Here is a 16,240-nt window from a genome sequence, read left to right as displayed (position 1 = left end):
GCTATAAGTGATAGGGCCAATCCTGTAGAACATATCAAAAAGCTCTTATTGATAAATCCTTTTTGTTCTTTGGTTAATTGAAGTAGAGCCATGGTGGTAGTTATTGGTTATGAATATGAAGTAAAGCAGAAAAAAAATCACCTGCAATTTTGTTCGTCTAAGCTCATAAGAGTGTAGACAATTACCACCTTTTTGAAGATTAGCCTATAGCCAGTTTTTGCGTTTGAAGTAAATAACCATACCGACGAAGATAGCTCCCATCACTCCCCAGACTATAAAATAGCCGTTTCTGTACTGCAACTCAGGCATATACTCGAAGTTCATGCCGTAGATACCGGCGATAAAGGTAAGCGGGATGAATATAGTGGCCACCGTGGTAAGCACCTTCATCGTCTCATTCATCTTTTGGCTTAGCGAAGCATAGTAAATATTGGTAAGACTTTCCAGCGACCGTGCTGTGGAGTCCACTTCCTCCAGTGCATTGGCACAGCTCATCCTTAGGTCGGTCATGTATTTCACGTTTGGCTTTTGAAAGAATGATGTACGGTTGTTCAAAATGTAGTTCAAAGCTTCCATGAAAGGAGTAAGCGATTTCTTGATGATGTCAGCACGTTTTTTACTTTTCTCCAAAGCAAACAGCGTTTCCTGCTTAGGATTTTTATACACATCCTGTTCCAGCTTTGCTATATCTTCATTGATGTCTTCAATTGTCTCAAAGTAGTTATCTAGGATGGCATCAAGAAGTTGGATAAGTAAATAGTCTGAGGTTCGCTTTCTTACAAACCCAATTCCTTCTCGTATTTTGTAGCGGATGTCGTCGAAGTGATCGCTTTCTTTCTCCTGAAATGATACCACATAGTTCTTCCCAAGGACGAATGATAGTTGCTCTACATCAAGCTGGTCTTGTTCGTCCAGCAATATAGATTTGATGTTGAAAAAGAGATAGTCATCAAACTCCTCCACCTTGGGGCGCTGTGTCGTATCGAGTAACTGTCTTACTGAAAGTCGATCGAGGTTCATGATCTCAGCAAGCTCCTGAATCAACTCCACCTCATGAAGGCCATGAATATTGAGCCAGTGAATATGAGTGTCTTTTGGGTTTGCCATTTGCCCAAAATCTTTCTCATTAGATTCAATCACCTCGGACTCATTGAAAGAAAAATGCTGAACCTTAACCTCCTCCAGTTTCTTTTCACCGATGAATGTGATCTCAGCTTTGCCTTTGGACTTGGCTTTAAGATCCGCATACATATTAATAGGTGTAAGGGTAAGTTCAGTCAGAGTTTTTAATCCCGTAAACAATAGCTTATCGGGCCTTACTAGATCAATGGGATTGATCTTCTTTAGTTTCTTTCTCATGCCTACAAGTTAAAGGATACCACTTTCAAAATAAAAGTGTTTTAATCATCACATTGTTTGAAACAAAGAAAAGTTATTGAGGGTTAAAGGATGATACAGGGGTATGAGTGAAAAAGAAATAGTACTTGAGCGACTGAAGGAGAAACAGCGACTGATCAGTGCGGGTAAGCATATGACCAGGCTATTTATTATTACAAGTTTGCTTATTTTCATCACCTTACTTATTGTCTGGGTTTTACAGAGCCTTCCGGCTCTGATCATTCCAACGATCTACGAGGTAGCCACCTGGTTCATTTTGGTTAGTAGCGCACTAATTGTGTTAGGACAGCTTATGATCAAAGAAGATGAAATAGAAAAGGCATTCCGATTTACAGGAATGGGGCTGTTTTTTGGATTGCTGTTTTCCGTACTGCAAGTGATAGGGTGGCAGGAGCTTTTAGATTCCAATCTATCATTTCGCAATATCCTTTTCCCATTCGCCCTCATTCATTTCATCCACGTTACTATAGGATTAATTCTGTTGCTCTCAGTTTTTAGGAAGATCAGAAAGTATCGTGTACACTCCAGGTCTAAACAGTACGCCTACAATATTTTTCTCTTTTGGCATTTCCTTGGCACAGTCTGGCTGGTATTTATTTTTCTAGGCTAAAGCCAGTTAGGGCATTGGTCTAACCACCTTCCGTTAGTTATAAGTAGTGGAATTCTCCCCGAACGATCGAATTATTTCGACTAACGAGGATTCTCTCCCACTCAGCGATTATAATCACCCCCTTTGTTGGCATCTACCTTATTTAGTGTTGGCTTTTAATATAAAGCGTTTGATTATGCCACCATTCGAAACTATAAATAATCGATTTAGCAAATTAGGGAGTAAAAACCTTAGGCTTCCGGAGCACATGTCCTGCTTGCTAAATATTCGCAAGGTCTTAATATTATTATCTTTAATTCTAAGTTTCTTTTTTAGCAATGCAAATTCACCTGAAGAGCAAAATATACAACAACCACTAATCCCATTAACATCTTCAGTTACCACCTGCACTACTCATATCCAGCCCTCTGCATCCATAGGGTTTACCGAGTACTTTGGTAATCTTCTGGATAACTCCAGATGGCCTGCCAGATGGACGTGTGGTGATTGGGCCGAAAACGAAGGATGGCTCTATATCTTTTCTGACCTATCGATTTTCTTGGCATACCTGTCTATACCAATTATGTTATTGTGGTATATCAGAAAAAAACGTCTTGGAAAGATGAAATGGCTGGTTGCCCTTTTTGGTTCTTTCATTCTCCTGTGTGGATTGACACATTTGATAGATGTGATTCTATTCTGGGATCCAATGTATCGGCTTAGTGGCTTTGTCAAATTGATCACCGGAGTGGTTTCCATGGGCACAGCTGTGGTTTTAGGAATCGTGATACCCATGGCTTTAAAGTATAAGAGTCCTGCAGAAATGGAGGAAGAAATCGAACATCGTAAAAAGCTTCAGGACTTGTTTGACCTATTTCTGAAATCCAGTCCAAGATCAATTGCTATGCTTGATTCGAAATTGAATTATTTGATGGTCAATGAGAAGTGGAATAAGGATTATAACACTCAAAGGGTCGAAGTTATCGGGAAATCTCATTATGACTTATTTCCAGAATTACACAAGATGCCTGAAAGATTAAAATACTATCAGGATGCTTTGAGTGGTCAAATAATTAAAAAAGAAAAAGAAACAATTGTTATAAACGGCAGAACAGAGACTTGTAGGACTGAGCTTTTGCCATGGTATGATACAGATGGGAGTATAGGTGGAGTTATTCAGATGACAGAAATTCTCACTGAAACCGAGAAACTCAAAGAAGATTTGAATAATGTGAAAGAGACAGCTCGCATTCAATCTGAAACAATTTTTGAGCTATCACACCTTGCGCAGATTGGAACATGGGAATATTACATTGAGAGAAATGAGGTGGTATGGAGTGATGTGGTATACGATGTTCATGAAGTAGAGAAAGGTACAGAAATCAGCGTAGAGGATGCAATCAATTACTACCACCCTGACTATCGGGAGATAATTTCTAAGGTAGTGGAAGAGGCGATTACAAAAGGTAAAAGCTGGGATGTTGAGTGCATCTTAGTTACCTCTAGCAATAAAGAAATTTGGGTGCGGGCAATTGGGCAGGCAGTTATTGAGGATGATAAAGTTGTCGCGCTAAAAGGATTGTTCCAAGACATCAATACACTTAAGCAAAGTGAGATGGTGCTATCGGCTAGCAATAAGAGTTTGGAGAAAAAAGTGAAAGATAGAACCAAAGAACTGGAGGACACAATTGATCACTTACAAACAACTCAAAATCAACTGATAGAAAGTGAGAAGCTGGCCTCTCTCGGGCAGATTTCAGCTGGTGTTGCACACGAAATCAATACGCCGCTCGGAGCAATCAATGCTTCTATTGGTTCCCTTCAAGACTCATTTTGGAAATCACTGGAGCTTCTAAAAAACTTACAATCTGTGCTCGGTGAGGAGGAAGTTAAAATGTTATTTAGTCTTTTAAAGGAAGGGGCAAAACAAAAAGAGAGATTATCAACTCGTGAAGAGCGTGCGCTAAGAAAGGAGCTGATGAATACACTTGATTCATGGGACGTAGAAAATAGCAGAGGGTTGGCCGATAGGTTGGTGGTTATGAATGTAAGAGATGAACTGGATGCATTCAAAGACCTGATCTTACACAACGATAGCGAACACATTTTGGATTTGGCTTACCATTTGAATAACGAGTCAAATGCTGCTAAGAATATTGAGTTGGCGGTGCAAAAGGCAAGTAAAACAGTCTTTGCGCTTAAGTCATACTCAAGATTTGAGGAGAGTCACGAAGTAGAGGAAGTAGATATTTGCCAAAATATTGAAACTGTATTGGTTCTTTATCACAACCAGATAAAGAGGGGTATCAATGTGACTAAGGTTTTCCCTGACCAGAAGGTGATGGTTCATTGTCAGCCGGACAGGCTTATTCAAGTGTGGACCAACCTTATCCATAATGCCATGCAGGCAATGGAGTATTCAGGAGAATTAGAGATTATCATAGAGGAGGATAAGGAGGAGGTTATCATAGCCATCAAAGACTCTGGGCCAGGTATCCCTCCTAAAATTCAACCTCAGATTTTCAAGACCTTTTTCACTACCAAACCTGCCGGTGAAGGAAGTGGACTTGGCTTGGACATAGTTAAGAAAATCGTTAAGAAGCATAAAGGATTAATATGGTTTGAAACGAGCGAGCTTGGAACCAAATTCTTTATCAAACTACCAAAACAAATTAGTAAATGAGAGACCAATCAGATAAAGCTATATTATGCATAGATGATGAGAAAATCATCCTGGATAGTTTAAAGTCACAAATAAATGAAGAGTTCGATTCAACCTTCAAAGTAGAGCTTGCTGAAAGCGCAGATGAAGGATATGAAATCATAGATGAGCTGGTAGATAGTGGAGTAAGTCTTCTATTGATTGTTTCTGACTGGCTTATGCCCAATATTAAAGGAGATGAATTTCTTGAAGAAGTACATAAAAAACACCCTAAAATAGTGAAGATCATGCTCACTGGTCAGGCTGACCAGTCTGCCATAGATAATGCATTTGACAATGCAGGTTTATACAAGGTTATTCATAAACCATGGTCAAAATCAGAGCTAATTGATTCAATCAAGAAAGGTTTAGAATTCAAAAATTAAAGCAGCAGATATGGAAAATGCAATTAAAAAAAACATCAGCATGAGAGAAACACCAATTATTCTTTGCGTGGATGACGAGAAAATCATCCTTGAGTGTCTCAAGATTCAAATTCAAAATCACTTTAAGGGGGAGTGTCAGATTGAGTTGGCAGAGAGTGGTGAAGAAGGACTTGAGATAATAGATGAACTTAGAAATGAAGGAAATGTAAGACCCCATTTAATTATCTCAGACCAGATCATGCCTGGTATGCGGGGTGACCAATTTCTTACTGAGGTGCATAGTAAATACCCCGACATTGTGAAGGTAATGCTTACTGGCATGGCTCAGGACGAGGATATTGAAAGAGCGTTTGAGCAAGCAGACTTGCGAAAAGTGATGCATAAACCATGGTCTAGTGAAGAATTGCTTAATACGATCGAAGAAAGCTTGAGTTATTCTCAAAGCGAAAATTTTAATGGAAGCTCACTGTCAAGGATGACCGCATAATATTTTTTTGTATGGTGTCAATACGAGTAAAAGGGAAGCATTAGCTTCCTTTTTTCGTTTCATTTCAGAAACCATTGACTGACTGGTATTTGTCGGGGTAGTAGGATTCGCACGCGCACGGCTAGTGACGCACGGCCAGTGCTACGACCCGTCGTAGGTTCATGAGTTTAGGTCAATAAAAAAGGGATGACTGCACTAACAATCATCCCTTGAATTTGTCGGGGTAGTAGGATTCGAACCTACGACCCCCTGCTCCCAAAGCAGGTACGCTAACCGGACTGCGCTATACCCCGAACAGCTCCGTTCCGAAAACGGAACGCAAATGTAGAAATTCAATTTTTAAAATTCAGCATAGCCTTGGAATTTTTTCCCTTAAAAAAACTTTAAGCCTGACAAAACATCATATTAACTCATCAAACATTTGGATTATCTTCATCTTCATTACTTTTATATGCAATTGAATCATTTAAAAAACTAACTATGAAAAAAATTAAATACCTGGCATTTATTGGATTGATTTCCCTTACTTCTCTTTCAGCATCTGCAAATGATACTGATCCAAAAAACACGGAGGCAAACGAAAGAGTAGAGCAGTTGGAAAATAGAGTTCAGGAAATCTGGCAGATGGATTTCTCCGACATGGATAAGGAAGAAAAGGCAGCTTTAAAGGTAGAGGTGAAAGAAATCAAGAAGGAGCTGAAGCAAGCTGGTTTAGATAGCAAGGTTTCCATTTCCATTGGAGCGATTATTATCATCTTGCTTTTGTTGATTCTCTTGACCTAAAATATGGCGAATACAAAACCATCTCGGTATCCAAGTAGGGGTACGGAAGACAAAGAGACCTTGTATCAAATTATTGATGAAGGTCTTTTTTGTACCATAGCTTTCGTGAGAGAAGGCATACCTCACCAGATTCCAACAGGATTTGCACGTGTAGGTGACGACCTTTATATCCACGCCTCTGCCAAAAGTAGATTCATTGATTGTATCCTTGATCAGGAAGTGAGTTTTTCAATCACCCACCTGGATGCTTTGGTGCTGTCTCCTACGGCTTTCGATCATTCATTCAATTACCGGTCGGTGATTGGCTTTTCACATGTGACAGAAATCGTAGATCCGGAAGAGAAACTTAAGTTTTTCAATTTGTTTACTGATAGATATATCCCAGGTAGGATAGCTGATGTAGGAGAGCCAACACCGGAGCAAGTTTCTATTACCAAAATTGCTCGATTGTCGCTTGATAATGCGGCAGCAAAAATTCGAGTAGGGGATGTGAACGTTACGATGAAGGAGGATGCGGCATGGTGTGGCATTATTCCGGTAGAAAGGAAATACGGAACACCTGTAATTGACCATCAATTGCCGGTGGAAAAGGAGTTGCCAGACTACATTAAGAGATTGATTGATGGATCTGGCAAGCCTTAAAACCAGAGACAATAGTGAAAAGCATCGCTTTGAAATAAAGGTCGATGATGAAATGGCGTTCCTTGATTATAAGATAGGTAAATCAGGTGACGTATACATGGTTCATACAGAAGTTCCTGAGAAGTTAGGTGGACAAGGGGTAGGACATAAGCTTGTTCGTGAGTCGCTGGAAATCATCGAAAATCATGGATGTCAGATTATTCCGCTTTGCCCTTTTGTGAGGTCTTTTCTGCAGGATCATCGTGAAGATTACGGGCATTTGTTATCGGAAAAAGCTAAATTGTAGGTATGTCCGAAAAAGTAAAAGAGTACGAAAGTAAGGAGCTTTCAGTGATCTGGAAGCCTGAAAAATGCATTCATTCAGAGGTTTGTTTTAAAGGTCTACCCCAAGTATTTAATCCGAAATTGCGTCCGTGGGTGAATGTGGATGGAGCCTCTGATAAAACCATAAAAGAGCAAATCGACAGGTGTCCATCCGGAGCACTTTCATACAAGTTGAAAAATGAGTCAGTAGATTCAGATAATATCGAAGATGAACAAATCGTGGAGGTCACGAAGGGAGGTCCACTGATGGTTTATGGAAACATTAAAGTAAAACATCATGATGGGACCGAGAATTCTAAACATCGGGTTACTGCCTTTTGCAGATGTGGAGCCTCATCAAATAAACCCTATTGCGACGGAAGTCATAAAAAAATCGAATTTGAAAAGTAATTTTAATCACCTAACCCAAATCACCAAATCGTGAAGTTGAAAAAAATAAAGCCCAATTGGGGCGACATATTTGCTAACCTCCTGGCATTCTGTGCATTTGTAGCTATCGGTCTGGGACTGTGGCTATGCTACATATTCATAATAAAAATGAAGGGCTTCAGTGAAGATATCTGGCAGGATAGAACCTTGCTAGGGATGGCTGGTGAATTCTTGGGAGGAACCGTTGGTCCCATTTGGGCCTTAGCCGGAGTAATCCTCTTTTTCTTAGCCTTGATTTATCAAAAAAGAGAACTTGTTCTGCAGCGCATGGAACTCCATGAAAGCAGAAAGATTATGGAAGATCAGTCCCGTACGATTGCAATTCAGCAATTTGAAAACACCTTTTTTCAGTTATTGAACTTCCATATCAATGCGGCCAATCACATTAGGAACACAAAGATAAATTCGAATTCAAAATCACAGAATGCCTTTGATGAATTGTATGTAGACTTTAAAAAGGAAACTGATAAACTTAAAAAGAGGAGGAAAGCAGATGCCGGAAGTCTTAGCCCTTCAGATCAGTCTTTTGAAAACACATTCATTGCGGTTTTTGAAGGCTATAAAAACACCTTCCAGCATTACCTTGAAAACTACAAGGCGTTGTTACTTTTCATCAAGAATAAGAGTCATGATCCATCCTTCTATTACAATATTGTAAAGTCTCATTTTACTGAGCAGGAGGTTCAGGTTCATTTCTATTACATCATTCTTGTGTCTAAGAATCCTCAACTAATTGAGATTATAGAAGACAATCATATGTTTGAGAAAATCAACGAGCGGGCTGTATCTGATGTAGATCCTTATCATTTACAAAAGATTGATAAGGAGGCGTTTAGAAGAGAATATTAAAAGTAGCGTGGGGGAGATTTGAACTCCCGTCCGCCAGTTGGCGGATAAGAATCCGACTAGGAAAAACTTTTTTTGATAATATTCCAAACAAATGCCCGTCCTTGAGCTGACTTTAATTGTTTTTCCCTAACCATTGATGTTTTCAAATCTTCGCATCTTTCTAGGTAAACCAATTTCCAAGGACGATATCTCAAGGTATAGCCTTTTGTGCCCGTATAATAATGGCTCATCAATCTAGCCTTGATATTGGAAGTTCTTCCAATGTAAATTTTGTTGTAGGTGGATGAATACAGAGCGTATATGAAATAACGCATGTGAACTGTGAGGAAGTAGCGTGGGGGAGATTTGAACTCCCGACCTCCGGGTTATGAATCCGACGCTCTAACCAACTGAGCTACCACGCCATTTACACTTTTTTAGAAAGAATTTTGATCAACTTCCTGACCTGTCCCTCAAAAAGGAACGCAAATCTATAAAAGATTTCTTTTCTGCCATGGGCTTGTTGGAATAGATTTTTTTTTTACCTTATCAAAAATTTCAGAGCGTATGGCTAAGCATAAATATGTAGGGGAGTTCGAATTCAATGCATCTAAGAAGATGCTATACCCGTATTTCAGTACTGCATCGGGTTTGGCGCAGTGGTTTGCCGATGATGTGAATATCAATAATGAAGATAAAGTCTACACTTTTATCTGGGATGGAGACGAAACAAAGGCCAAATTAACCTCTAACAGAACCAATCACCATGTACGCTTTGATGTAGTAGATGATGAGGATGATGAGGATACTAATTTCTTCGAGTTTAAGATCGAAATGAATGAACTTACCCAGTCGGTCTATGTCCGCATTACTGATTATTCTGATATGGATGAGGAAGAAGCCAGCGAGCTTTGGGAAACGCTCATTCATGATTTGAAAGAAATCGTTGGTGGGTAATTCCTAAAACGTATCCTTCTGGTACCTTTCTTGCTACCATCCAATTTTCTAGTTTTGCGATTCGGTGAGTGGGCATGATTACTGCAGGGTTGTCATGCAAATTCCCTAAGAATTTTAGATACACGATGAAAAAGTTGGATATACTTATGCTCAAGTCCTTTATAGGACCCTTTCTGCTTACCACAGCAGTTTCCAACTTCATTCTACTGGTTCAGTATCTTCTGAAATACTTCGATGATTTTGTTGGGAAGAATCTTGGCTTCACTGTTTTTGCGGAGCTTCTTTTCTACTTCTCTCTCAATATGCTTCAGATTGCACTTCCACTTGGGGTACTAGTGGCTTCTCTGATGACCTTTGGGAATTTGGGAGAAAACTTTGAGCTTACTGCCATCAAGAGCTCCGGAATATCTCTCTTGAGAACCTTGAGACCAATATTCTTATTTGTATTCGTGCTATCTATCGGGGCATACTTTTTCAATAATTTCACCATTCCGGCTGCCAACCTGAAAGCATACAGCCTTCTTTACGATATCAAACATACCAAGCCAGCACTAGATATTAAGGCGGGAGCTTTCTACAATGGTATTCCCAATTATAGCATCAAGGCGAAGGATAAACTTCCGGATGGGCGCACGCTTATTGATGTCATCATTTATGATCATTCTGCCGGGCGTGGAAATAAGACAGTAATTCTAGCCGATTCAAGTTTAATGTATACCATTCTTGATGATCGATATCTGAAGCTAGAGCTTTATAATGGCCATTATTACACAGAGGAGTCTGTGTCCAAAAGTGCGATTGATAGATTCTACAGAACTGAATACCACAAAATGGACATGGTATTTAGTCTTGCTTCATTTGACCTGAAGCGGAGGAAAGAGGAGCTCTTCCAGAACAACAGGCAGATGAAAAATATCAATGAGCTAACTCATGATATCGATTCTTTTAAAATGATGGTGGTGAGGCAGAAGGCAAATTTCATCGAAACATCAAGAAGGTATTTTGATTACCACATGCTGAATAAAGAGCAGATTCTGAAAAAATCAAACATAAAAAGTGATACTACTGAGGATTTTGTGATTAATCAGGTTTCAGCATCATTTTTCCCGGATTGGATATTTCGTCAGCAGCTGCCAAAAGAAAAGAAGCAGCATGTACCTGGAGTAGAAAGCCTTTGGCCAAAACAGGATACCGCTAGTTTTAATCTTGTGGATTTGCAATTACAAGAAAATGAGCAAGAGAATACAGATGAAATTTCTCAAAAAAGGGCTGCTTTGGCAGAAAAAGAATTGCCGGATGTAAAACCACAGCTTACCAATAAAAGAATAAAGCAGAGAAGTGCCACCTTCGACATAGGTAAGATTGATACACTCAACTGGGGACATCTGGATGGATATCTTGATGACAAGTTGAAGAATATGAAGCCAGTGTACTCCACTGCTCTAAACAAAGCAAGGAATGTGAAGGTTAACTTAAATTCAGCCAAGACAAGAGTTTATCAGTATCAAAAGGACGCAAACCTCTATACCATTGAAAAGTATAAGAAGTACGCACAAGCGCTGGCTTGCATCCTCATGTTTCTGATTGGAGCACCTCTTGGGGCAATTATCAAAAAAGGAGGCTTAGGAGTGCCTACCATTATTGCTATTTTCTTTTTCATTATCTACTATGTGTTCACCAGTATTGGAGAGAAGCAAGCCAAGGAAGGAGCAATGAATCCATACATTGCTGTGTGGATGTCTGATATGATCCTGTTGCCATTTGGTTTGTTCTTTTTAAAGCAGGCAAGGGTAGATGCCAGACTTTTTGAATTGGACGCTTACAGAATAGGCTTTGAAAAGCTTAAGAGAAGATTTGCTCGGAATAAGAACAAAGCGTAAATTTGCGCTTCAATAAAAAGAGGTAGACGATTTTAGAATGTATCTAGCAAAAGAAAAAAAGGAAGAAATTTTTAAAGAGCATGGTAAGTCAGTGAAGGACACAGGGTCTCCTGAGTCTCAAATTGCATTGTTCACAACCCGAATCAATCACCTGACTGACCACTTGAAAACACAGAAGAAAGACCATGCATCAAGATTAGGTCTTTTGAGACTGGTAGGTAAGCGAAGAAGATTGCTTGATTATCTACACAAGAATGATATCGAGAGATATCGTAGCATCATCGCGAAGCTTAACATCAGAAAATAAAAATTAAAGGGGATCACATTTCTGATTCCCTTTTTTGATTGTAAACACCAAGGGGCAAAACGTGCCCTTTTTATCAATTTATTATGAACGTAATTACAAAAACCTTCCAACTATCGGACGGCAGGGAAGTATCCATTGAAACAGGAAAGCTTGCAAAGCAGGCGGATGGATCTGTTGTCGTTAGTATGGGAAAAGCCAAGCTCTTGGCTACAGTGGTTTCTTCTAAGGAAGCCAAAGAAGGAGTGGATTTCTTGCCACTTTCAGTAGACTATCAGGAAAAATTCGCATCAGCAGGAAAGATTCCTGGCGGATTTTTGAAAAGAGAAGGAAAGCTTTCAGACTATGAAGTCTTGATCTGTCGATTGGTAGATAGAGCACTTCGACCATTATTTCCTTCAGACTATCATGCAGACACTCAGGTATTCATCCAGTTGATCTCTGCAGATAAAGATATTATGCCGGATGCACTCGCAGCACTTGCAGCATCAGCAGCAATTTCCGTTTCGGATATTCCATTCGGAGGACCAATCTCAGAAGTGAGAGTTGCCAAAATTGATGGAGAGTACAAGGTGAACCCTTCTCCGGAAGAAATTGCTACAGCTACACTTGACTTAATTGTTGCTGGAACAGCGGATAACATTATGATGGTGGAGGGTGAGTCTAAAGAAGTAGACGAATCTGAAATGCTTGAAGGCATCAAGAAAGCACACGAAGAAATCAAAGTACAGTGTGCGATTCAGGAAGAGCTAGCTAAAGAAGCGGGGACAACCGAGAAGCGAGAGTACGATCACGAGCCAAAAGATGAGGAATTGAAAGCTACCATGCATAAAGCAATGTATCAAAAGCTTTATGATGTTGCGGCTAAGAAAAACCCTAACAAGTCTGAAAGAAAAGAAGCCTTCAAGGCGGTATATGAGGAGTGGATAGGTCAGTTCTCTGAGGAGCAATTGGAAGAAATGAATGACTTCTTACTTGGAAAATACTTCCATGACATTGAAAAGGAGGCAGTTCGAAACTTTGTTCTTGATTCTCAGGAAAGAATCGATGGGCGTAAGCCTGACGAGATCAGACCAATCTGGTCGGAGGTTGACTACCTTCCATCTGCTCACGGATCAGCAGTGTTCACCAGAGGTGAAACTCAGTCATTAACATCCGTGACTCTTGGTACTAAGCTGGATGAGCAAATGATTGATGGAGCGATGTTCTCCGGATACAACAAATTCATCTTGCACTACAACTTCCCCGGGTTTTCTACAGGTGAAGTAAGGCCAAACAGAGGTCCTGGAAGAAGAGAAGTAGGTCATGGTAATTTGGCTATGAGAGCATTGAAGCCAATGATCCCAACAGAAGATGAAGGAAATCCTTACACGGTACGTGTGGTTTCTGATATCCTTGAGTCTAACGGATCATCATCTATGGCGACAGTGTGCGCAGGAACGATGGCACTGATGGATGCGGGTATCAAATTGAAGCGACCTGTTTCAGGTATTGCTATGGGTATGATCTCGGATAGCGAGACTGGAAAATATGCGATCCTTTCTGACATCCTTGGTGATGAAGATCATCTTGGTGATATGGACTTTAAAGTGACCGGTACCACCGAAGGTATCACCGCTTGTCAGATGGATATCAAAGTAGACGGACTTTCTTACGAAGTGCTTGCGCAAGCATTGGACCAAGCGAAAAGAGGAAGACTTCATATCCTTGGTGAAATGGCTAAGGCGATTACTGAGCCAAGAGCAGAACTTAAATCTCATGCACCTAGAATGGAGCAGTTGAGAATTGACAGAGAGTTGATTGGTGCTGTGATCGGGCCTGGAGGAAAGATCATCCAGGAGATTCAGAAGGAGTCAGGTGCTACTGTCAATATCGAGGAAGACGAGAAAGGTGGCAAGGTTAGCATCTTCGCAGTAGATGGAGAGTCGTTGAACAATGCGATGGCCCGAATTAAAGCGATCGTTCAGCAACCGGAAGTAGGTGAAGTGTACGATGGTAAAGTGAAGTCCATCATGCCATTTGGAGCATTTGTTGAGTTCCTTCCTGGAAAAGATGGATTGCTTCACATCTCTGAAATCAAGTGGGAGCGGGTAGAAAACGTTGCTGACGTGATGGAAGAAGGCGAAGAGATCAAAGTGAAATTGATCGATATTGATAAGCGAACTGGTAAATTCAAACTTTCGAGAAAAGTGCTTTTGCCTAGACCTCCTAGAGAAGAAAAACCTGCTGAAAAAGTAGAAGAGTAAGCTTCAGGACACTTTAGAAATTTTAATTTGCCCTAGTGGCACAAAAACGAATAAGATGGTGTTCTGAACAGGACACCATTTTTTTATAAAAGAAGAAAAAGAAACATGCCAACAGAAAAAGTAAAAGTATTGATCATAGGTTCAGGTCCTGCGGGTTTTACAGCGGCAGTATATGCTGCAAGAGCAGGCTTAAAGCCAGTTTTGTATCAGGGTGGTCAGCCTGGTGGTCAGCTCACAATTACCAACGATGTAGAGAACTACCCAGGCTACCCGGACGGTGTGATGGGACCACAAATGATGATAGATTTCCAAAAGCAAGCAGAGCGATTCGGTACAGATGTAAGAAGTGGAATGATCACCTCGGTGGATTTCAGTGGATGGCCACATAAAGTTACCGTTGATGAGAAAACAGAGATCGAAGCAGAGGCGGTGATAATCTCTACGGGTGCATCAGCTAAGTGGCTTGGTTTGGAAAGTGAGCAGCGACTGAACGGCAAAGGGGTATCGGCATGTGCGGTTTGTGACGGGTTCTTTTTCAGAGGTCAGGATGTAGTGATTGTAGGAGCAGGAGATACAGCAGCAGAAGAGGCAAGCTACCTTTCTAAGATTGTAAACAAAGTTTACATGCTGGTGAGAAGAGATGAAATGCGTGCCTCGAAAATCATGCAGCAGCGGGTGAAGAATGCACCAAATATTGAGATCCTTTGGAATACAGAAACCAAGGAAGTGCTTGGTGACGAAGAAGTAGAAGGAGTAAGGGTAGTGAATACTCAAACAGGTGAGGAGAAAGTGATTGAGGCTCAAGGGTTCTTTGTGGCGATCGGTCATAAGCCAAATACGGACATCTTCAAAGGATGGATTGATATGGATGAGCAAGGATACATTAAAGCAGTGCCAGGAACTTCAAAAACTAATATTCCAGGTGTTTTTGCAACTGGTGATGCCATGGATAAGGTTTATCGTCAGGCAGTTACTGCAGCTGGAACAGGCTGCATGGGTGCACTTGATGCAGAGAAGTGGCTGGCAGAGAAAGAAGTGGAGATGGCAGAAGCTTAATCAGAAATTATTTTGATATTGAAGCCAGACATAAGTCTGGCTTTTTTATTGTCCGGACTTTCTTACGCCATTTTCGTCAAAATTTCTTTTAAGGAAATTTTCGACTACAAATAGACTACCTACTAATAGAGCTGTCATAATGCCACAGGATGTAAGAATCGCAACAGCCCGTGGAAAGAGAAAGTGCAAGCCTATCTGAAATATAATTGTGATGATGGCCACCCACATCATCAGGTCATTGGCATACTGGTTTGCCGCATTCCACGATTCTTGTGATTTCATGGATCGAGGGGTACGATAGCCGTATAAGGCATTGATCTTTTTGGGAGGGAACACTTTGAACAGTATTGCGAAAGCCAATAAAAGTGGTCCGACAGCCAGATTGCTGAGGATCATCGTTGCACTCATCGTCTAAAATTTTATGTCAAGTTCCTTGGTGAAATCATAGCCAATATCAAAAATTTCCTGTGCGTGCTTGGTATCCATAATGTCGTAGTTACACAAATCTGGTGGTTCGATAAATAGGTCGCATTGATTCTCCAATTCACCTGTCCCCGGATTAACAGCAAGCTGAAACATTCGTGTCGTTACTTGAATCAGACTTGTTAGTTCCTCAATCTGTTGGATTGGACTGATGCTTACACCAATCACTTTTTCACAGGTTTTTTTCAGTGGCTTAATGGGTACATTATCAAAGATTCCACCATCCGAGTACAACTTTCCATTGAGTTCGACGGGACTAAACAAAACAGGGATTGAGGCTGATGCCTGAACTATATCAGCCAGCGGACCCTCTGTAAGGTATTCGGGTTTTCCATCTAGCATATTGCTGACACAGATGACCAACGGGATTTCCAGATCTTCCAGCTTTTCAACCGGAATTTTTTTTAAGAGTCGTGATTTCATTTTCGCTGAGCTAAGCAGGCCAGTCTTTGGGATTGTCAATTCTGAAATCCCTGTGAACTTATACTCTTTGATGATGTCAAACGCTTCTTTTGGTGAGTGACCTGATGCAATGAAAGCTCCAGCGATAGCCCCCGCACTAACGCCCGATATGACATCAGGTTTGATGTCTTTTTCATAAAGAGCTTGTAACACTCCCAAATGGGCAAATCCTCTGGCACCACCCCCTCCTAAAGCAATTCCTATTTTGTAATTTTTATCCCCTGGTTCAAACATTTACCTAAAGTAGCATAGGTTCACTCTAAATAAAAAAGCCCCTTGAAATTC

Annotated in this window: 18 protein-coding genes and 2 tRNA genes; 14 read left to right on the top strand and 6 right to left on the bottom strand. The window is 40.6% G+C overall.

What is annotated here, in order from left to right; genetic code table 11:
• Nucleotides 1-204 precede the first annotated feature (204 nt).
• On the bottom strand, nt 205-1,359 hold the full coding sequence (gene corA, locus ACEQZT_RS01040; RefSeq protein ID WP_370086357.1) for a magnesium/cobalt transporter CorA: 1,155 nt from the start codon (nt 1,357-1,359) through the stop codon (nt 205-207).
• A 103-nt stretch (nt 1,360-1,462) separates the two neighbouring features.
• On the opposite strand from corA, the gene ACEQZT_RS01035 reads away from it, so the two are divergent.
• The 4 genes from ACEQZT_RS01035 to ACEQZT_RS01020 all read left to right on the top strand — a co-directional run bounded on the left by ACEQZT_RS01035 (nt 1,463) and on the right by ACEQZT_RS01020 (nt 5,561).
• On the top strand, nt 1,463-2,008 hold the full coding sequence (locus ACEQZT_RS01035) for a hypothetical protein (protein ID WP_370086356.1): 546 nt from the start codon (nt 1,463-1,465) through the stop codon (nt 2,006-2,008).
• Nucleotides 2,009-2,255: 247 nt separating this feature from the next.
• Nucleotides 2,256-4,670 carry an ATP-binding protein gene (locus ACEQZT_RS01030; RefSeq protein WP_372530117.1) on the top strand — a complete coding sequence of 805 codons (2,415 nt, stop codon included), beginning with the start codon at nt 2,256-2,258 and terminating at the stop codon, nt 4,668-4,670.
• On the top strand, nt 4,667-5,074 hold the full coding sequence (locus ACEQZT_RS01025) for a response regulator (protein ID WP_370086353.1): 408 nt from the start codon (nt 4,667-4,669) through the stop codon (nt 5,072-5,074). The genes ACEQZT_RS01030 and ACEQZT_RS01025 overlap by 4 nt, the downstream gene beginning before the upstream one ends.
• A gap of 40 nt (nt 5,075-5,114) precedes the next feature.
• On the top strand, nt 5,115-5,561 hold the full coding sequence (locus tag ACEQZT_RS01020) for a response regulator (RefSeq protein ID WP_370086351.1): 447 nt from the start codon (nt 5,115-5,117) through the stop codon (nt 5,559-5,561).
• Nucleotides 5,562-5,779: 218 nt separating this feature from the next.
• On the opposite strand, the gene ACEQZT_RS01015 is transcribed toward ACEQZT_RS01020, so the two are convergent.
• A tRNA-Pro gene (locus ACEQZT_RS01015) sits at nt 5,780-5,854 on the bottom strand.
• 187 nt (nt 5,855-6,041) lie between these two features.
• On the opposite strand from ACEQZT_RS01015, the gene ACEQZT_RS01010 reads away from it, so the two are divergent.
• The 5 genes from ACEQZT_RS01010 to ACEQZT_RS00990 are packed head-to-tail and all read left to right on the top strand — an operon-like array spanning nt 6,042 to nt 8,588.
• The gene (locus ACEQZT_RS01010; RefSeq protein ID WP_370086349.1) at nt 6,042-6,344 is read left to right on the top strand and encodes a hypothetical protein; all 303 of its coding nucleotides are present in this window, start codon (nt 6,042-6,044) and stop codon (nt 6,342-6,344) included.
• 3 nt (nt 6,345-6,347) lie between these two features.
• Nucleotides 6,348-6,986, top strand: coding sequence for a pyridoxamine 5'-phosphate oxidase family protein (locus ACEQZT_RS01005; protein WP_370086347.1), 639 nt, complete (start codon nt 6,348-6,350; stop codon nt 6,984-6,986).
• The gene (locus ACEQZT_RS01000) at nt 6,967-7,272 is read left to right on the top strand and encodes a GNAT family N-acetyltransferase (RefSeq protein ID WP_370086345.1); all 306 of its coding nucleotides are present in this window, start codon (nt 6,967-6,969) and stop codon (nt 7,270-7,272) included. The genes ACEQZT_RS01005 and ACEQZT_RS01000 overlap by 20 nt, the downstream gene beginning before the upstream one ends.
• A 2-nt stretch (nt 7,273-7,274) precedes the next feature.
• Nucleotides 7,275-7,700, top strand: coding sequence for a (4Fe-4S)-binding protein (locus tag ACEQZT_RS00995; protein ID WP_370086343.1), 426 nt, complete (start codon nt 7,275-7,277; stop codon nt 7,698-7,700).
• Between the two features lie 36 nt (nt 7,701-7,736).
• The gene (locus ACEQZT_RS00990) at nt 7,737-8,588 is read left to right on the top strand and encodes a putative phage abortive infection protein (protein ID WP_372530116.1); all 852 of its coding nucleotides are present in this window, start codon (nt 7,737-7,739) and stop codon (nt 8,586-8,588) included.
• Between the two features lie 56 nt (nt 8,589-8,644).
• Here ACEQZT_RS00990 and ACEQZT_RS00985 read toward each other — a convergent pair whose 3' ends face one another.
• Together ACEQZT_RS00985 and ACEQZT_RS00980 are read right to left on the bottom strand one after the other, a co-directional pair.
• Nucleotides 8,645-8,902 (bottom strand): GIY-YIG nuclease family protein, encoded by a 258-nt coding sequence (locus ACEQZT_RS00985; RefSeq protein ID WP_370086339.1) that lies wholly within the window; start codon nt 8,900-8,902, stop codon nt 8,645-8,647.
• Nucleotides 8,903-8,918: 16 nt separating this feature from the next.
• Nucleotides 8,919-8,992, bottom strand: a tRNA-Met gene (locus tag ACEQZT_RS00980).
• A gap of 142 nt (nt 8,993-9,134) precedes the next feature.
• Between ACEQZT_RS00980 and ACEQZT_RS00975 the strand changes: the two genes are divergently transcribed.
• The 5 genes from ACEQZT_RS00975 (at nt 9,135) to trxB (ending at nt 15,010) form a co-directional block, all read left to right on the top strand.
• Nucleotides 9,135-9,524, top strand: a complete 390-nt coding sequence (locus tag ACEQZT_RS00975; RefSeq protein WP_370086337.1) for an START-like domain-containing protein — start codon at nt 9,135-9,137, stop codon at nt 9,522-9,524.
• Nucleotides 9,525-9,649: 125 nt separating this feature from the next.
• Nucleotides 9,650-11,404, top strand: a complete 1,755-nt coding sequence (locus ACEQZT_RS00970) for an LptF/LptG family permease (protein WP_370086335.1) — start codon at nt 9,650-9,652, stop codon at nt 11,402-11,404.
• A 37-nt stretch (nt 11,405-11,441) separates the two neighbouring features.
• Nucleotides 11,442-11,711, top strand: coding sequence for a 30S ribosomal protein S15 (gene rpsO, locus ACEQZT_RS00965; RefSeq protein ID WP_370086333.1), 270 nt, complete (start codon nt 11,442-11,444; stop codon nt 11,709-11,711).
• A gap of 83 nt (nt 11,712-11,794) precedes the next feature.
• Nucleotides 11,795-13,954 carry a polyribonucleotide nucleotidyltransferase gene (gene pnp / locus ACEQZT_RS00960; protein WP_370086331.1) on the top strand — a complete coding sequence of 720 codons (2,160 nt, stop codon included), beginning with the start codon at nt 11,795-11,797 and terminating at the stop codon, nt 13,952-13,954.
• Between the two features lie 105 nt (nt 13,955-14,059).
• Nucleotides 14,060-15,010: a thioredoxin-disulfide reductase gene (gene trxB, locus ACEQZT_RS00955; protein ID WP_370086329.1), complete on the top strand. Its 951-nt coding sequence runs from the start codon at nt 14,060-14,062 to the stop codon at nt 15,008-15,010.
• A gap of 45 nt (nt 15,011-15,055) precedes the next feature.
• Here the strand turns inward: trxB and ACEQZT_RS00950 are convergent, their stop codons facing one another.
• A complete protein-coding gene (locus ACEQZT_RS00950) occupies nt 15,056-15,418 on the bottom strand; it encodes an SdpI family protein (RefSeq protein WP_370086327.1) in 363 nt (120 codons plus the stop codon).
• A 3-nt stretch (nt 15,419-15,421) separates the two neighbouring features.
• Entirely contained in the window at nt 15,422-16,189 is a 768-nt protein-coding gene (locus ACEQZT_RS00945) for a patatin-like phospholipase family protein (RefSeq protein ID WP_370086325.1), read from the bottom strand.
• Nucleotides 16,190-16,240: the final 51 nt, after the last annotated feature.

Source organism: Ekhidna sp. (assembly GCF_964218185.1).
Classification (GTDB): Bacteria; Bacteroidota; Bacteroidia; order Cytophagales; family Cyclobacteriaceae; genus Ekhidna.
The sequence above is the reverse complement of the archived record's forward strand: the minus strand, read 5'-3'. Positions and strand labels throughout refer to the sequence as shown.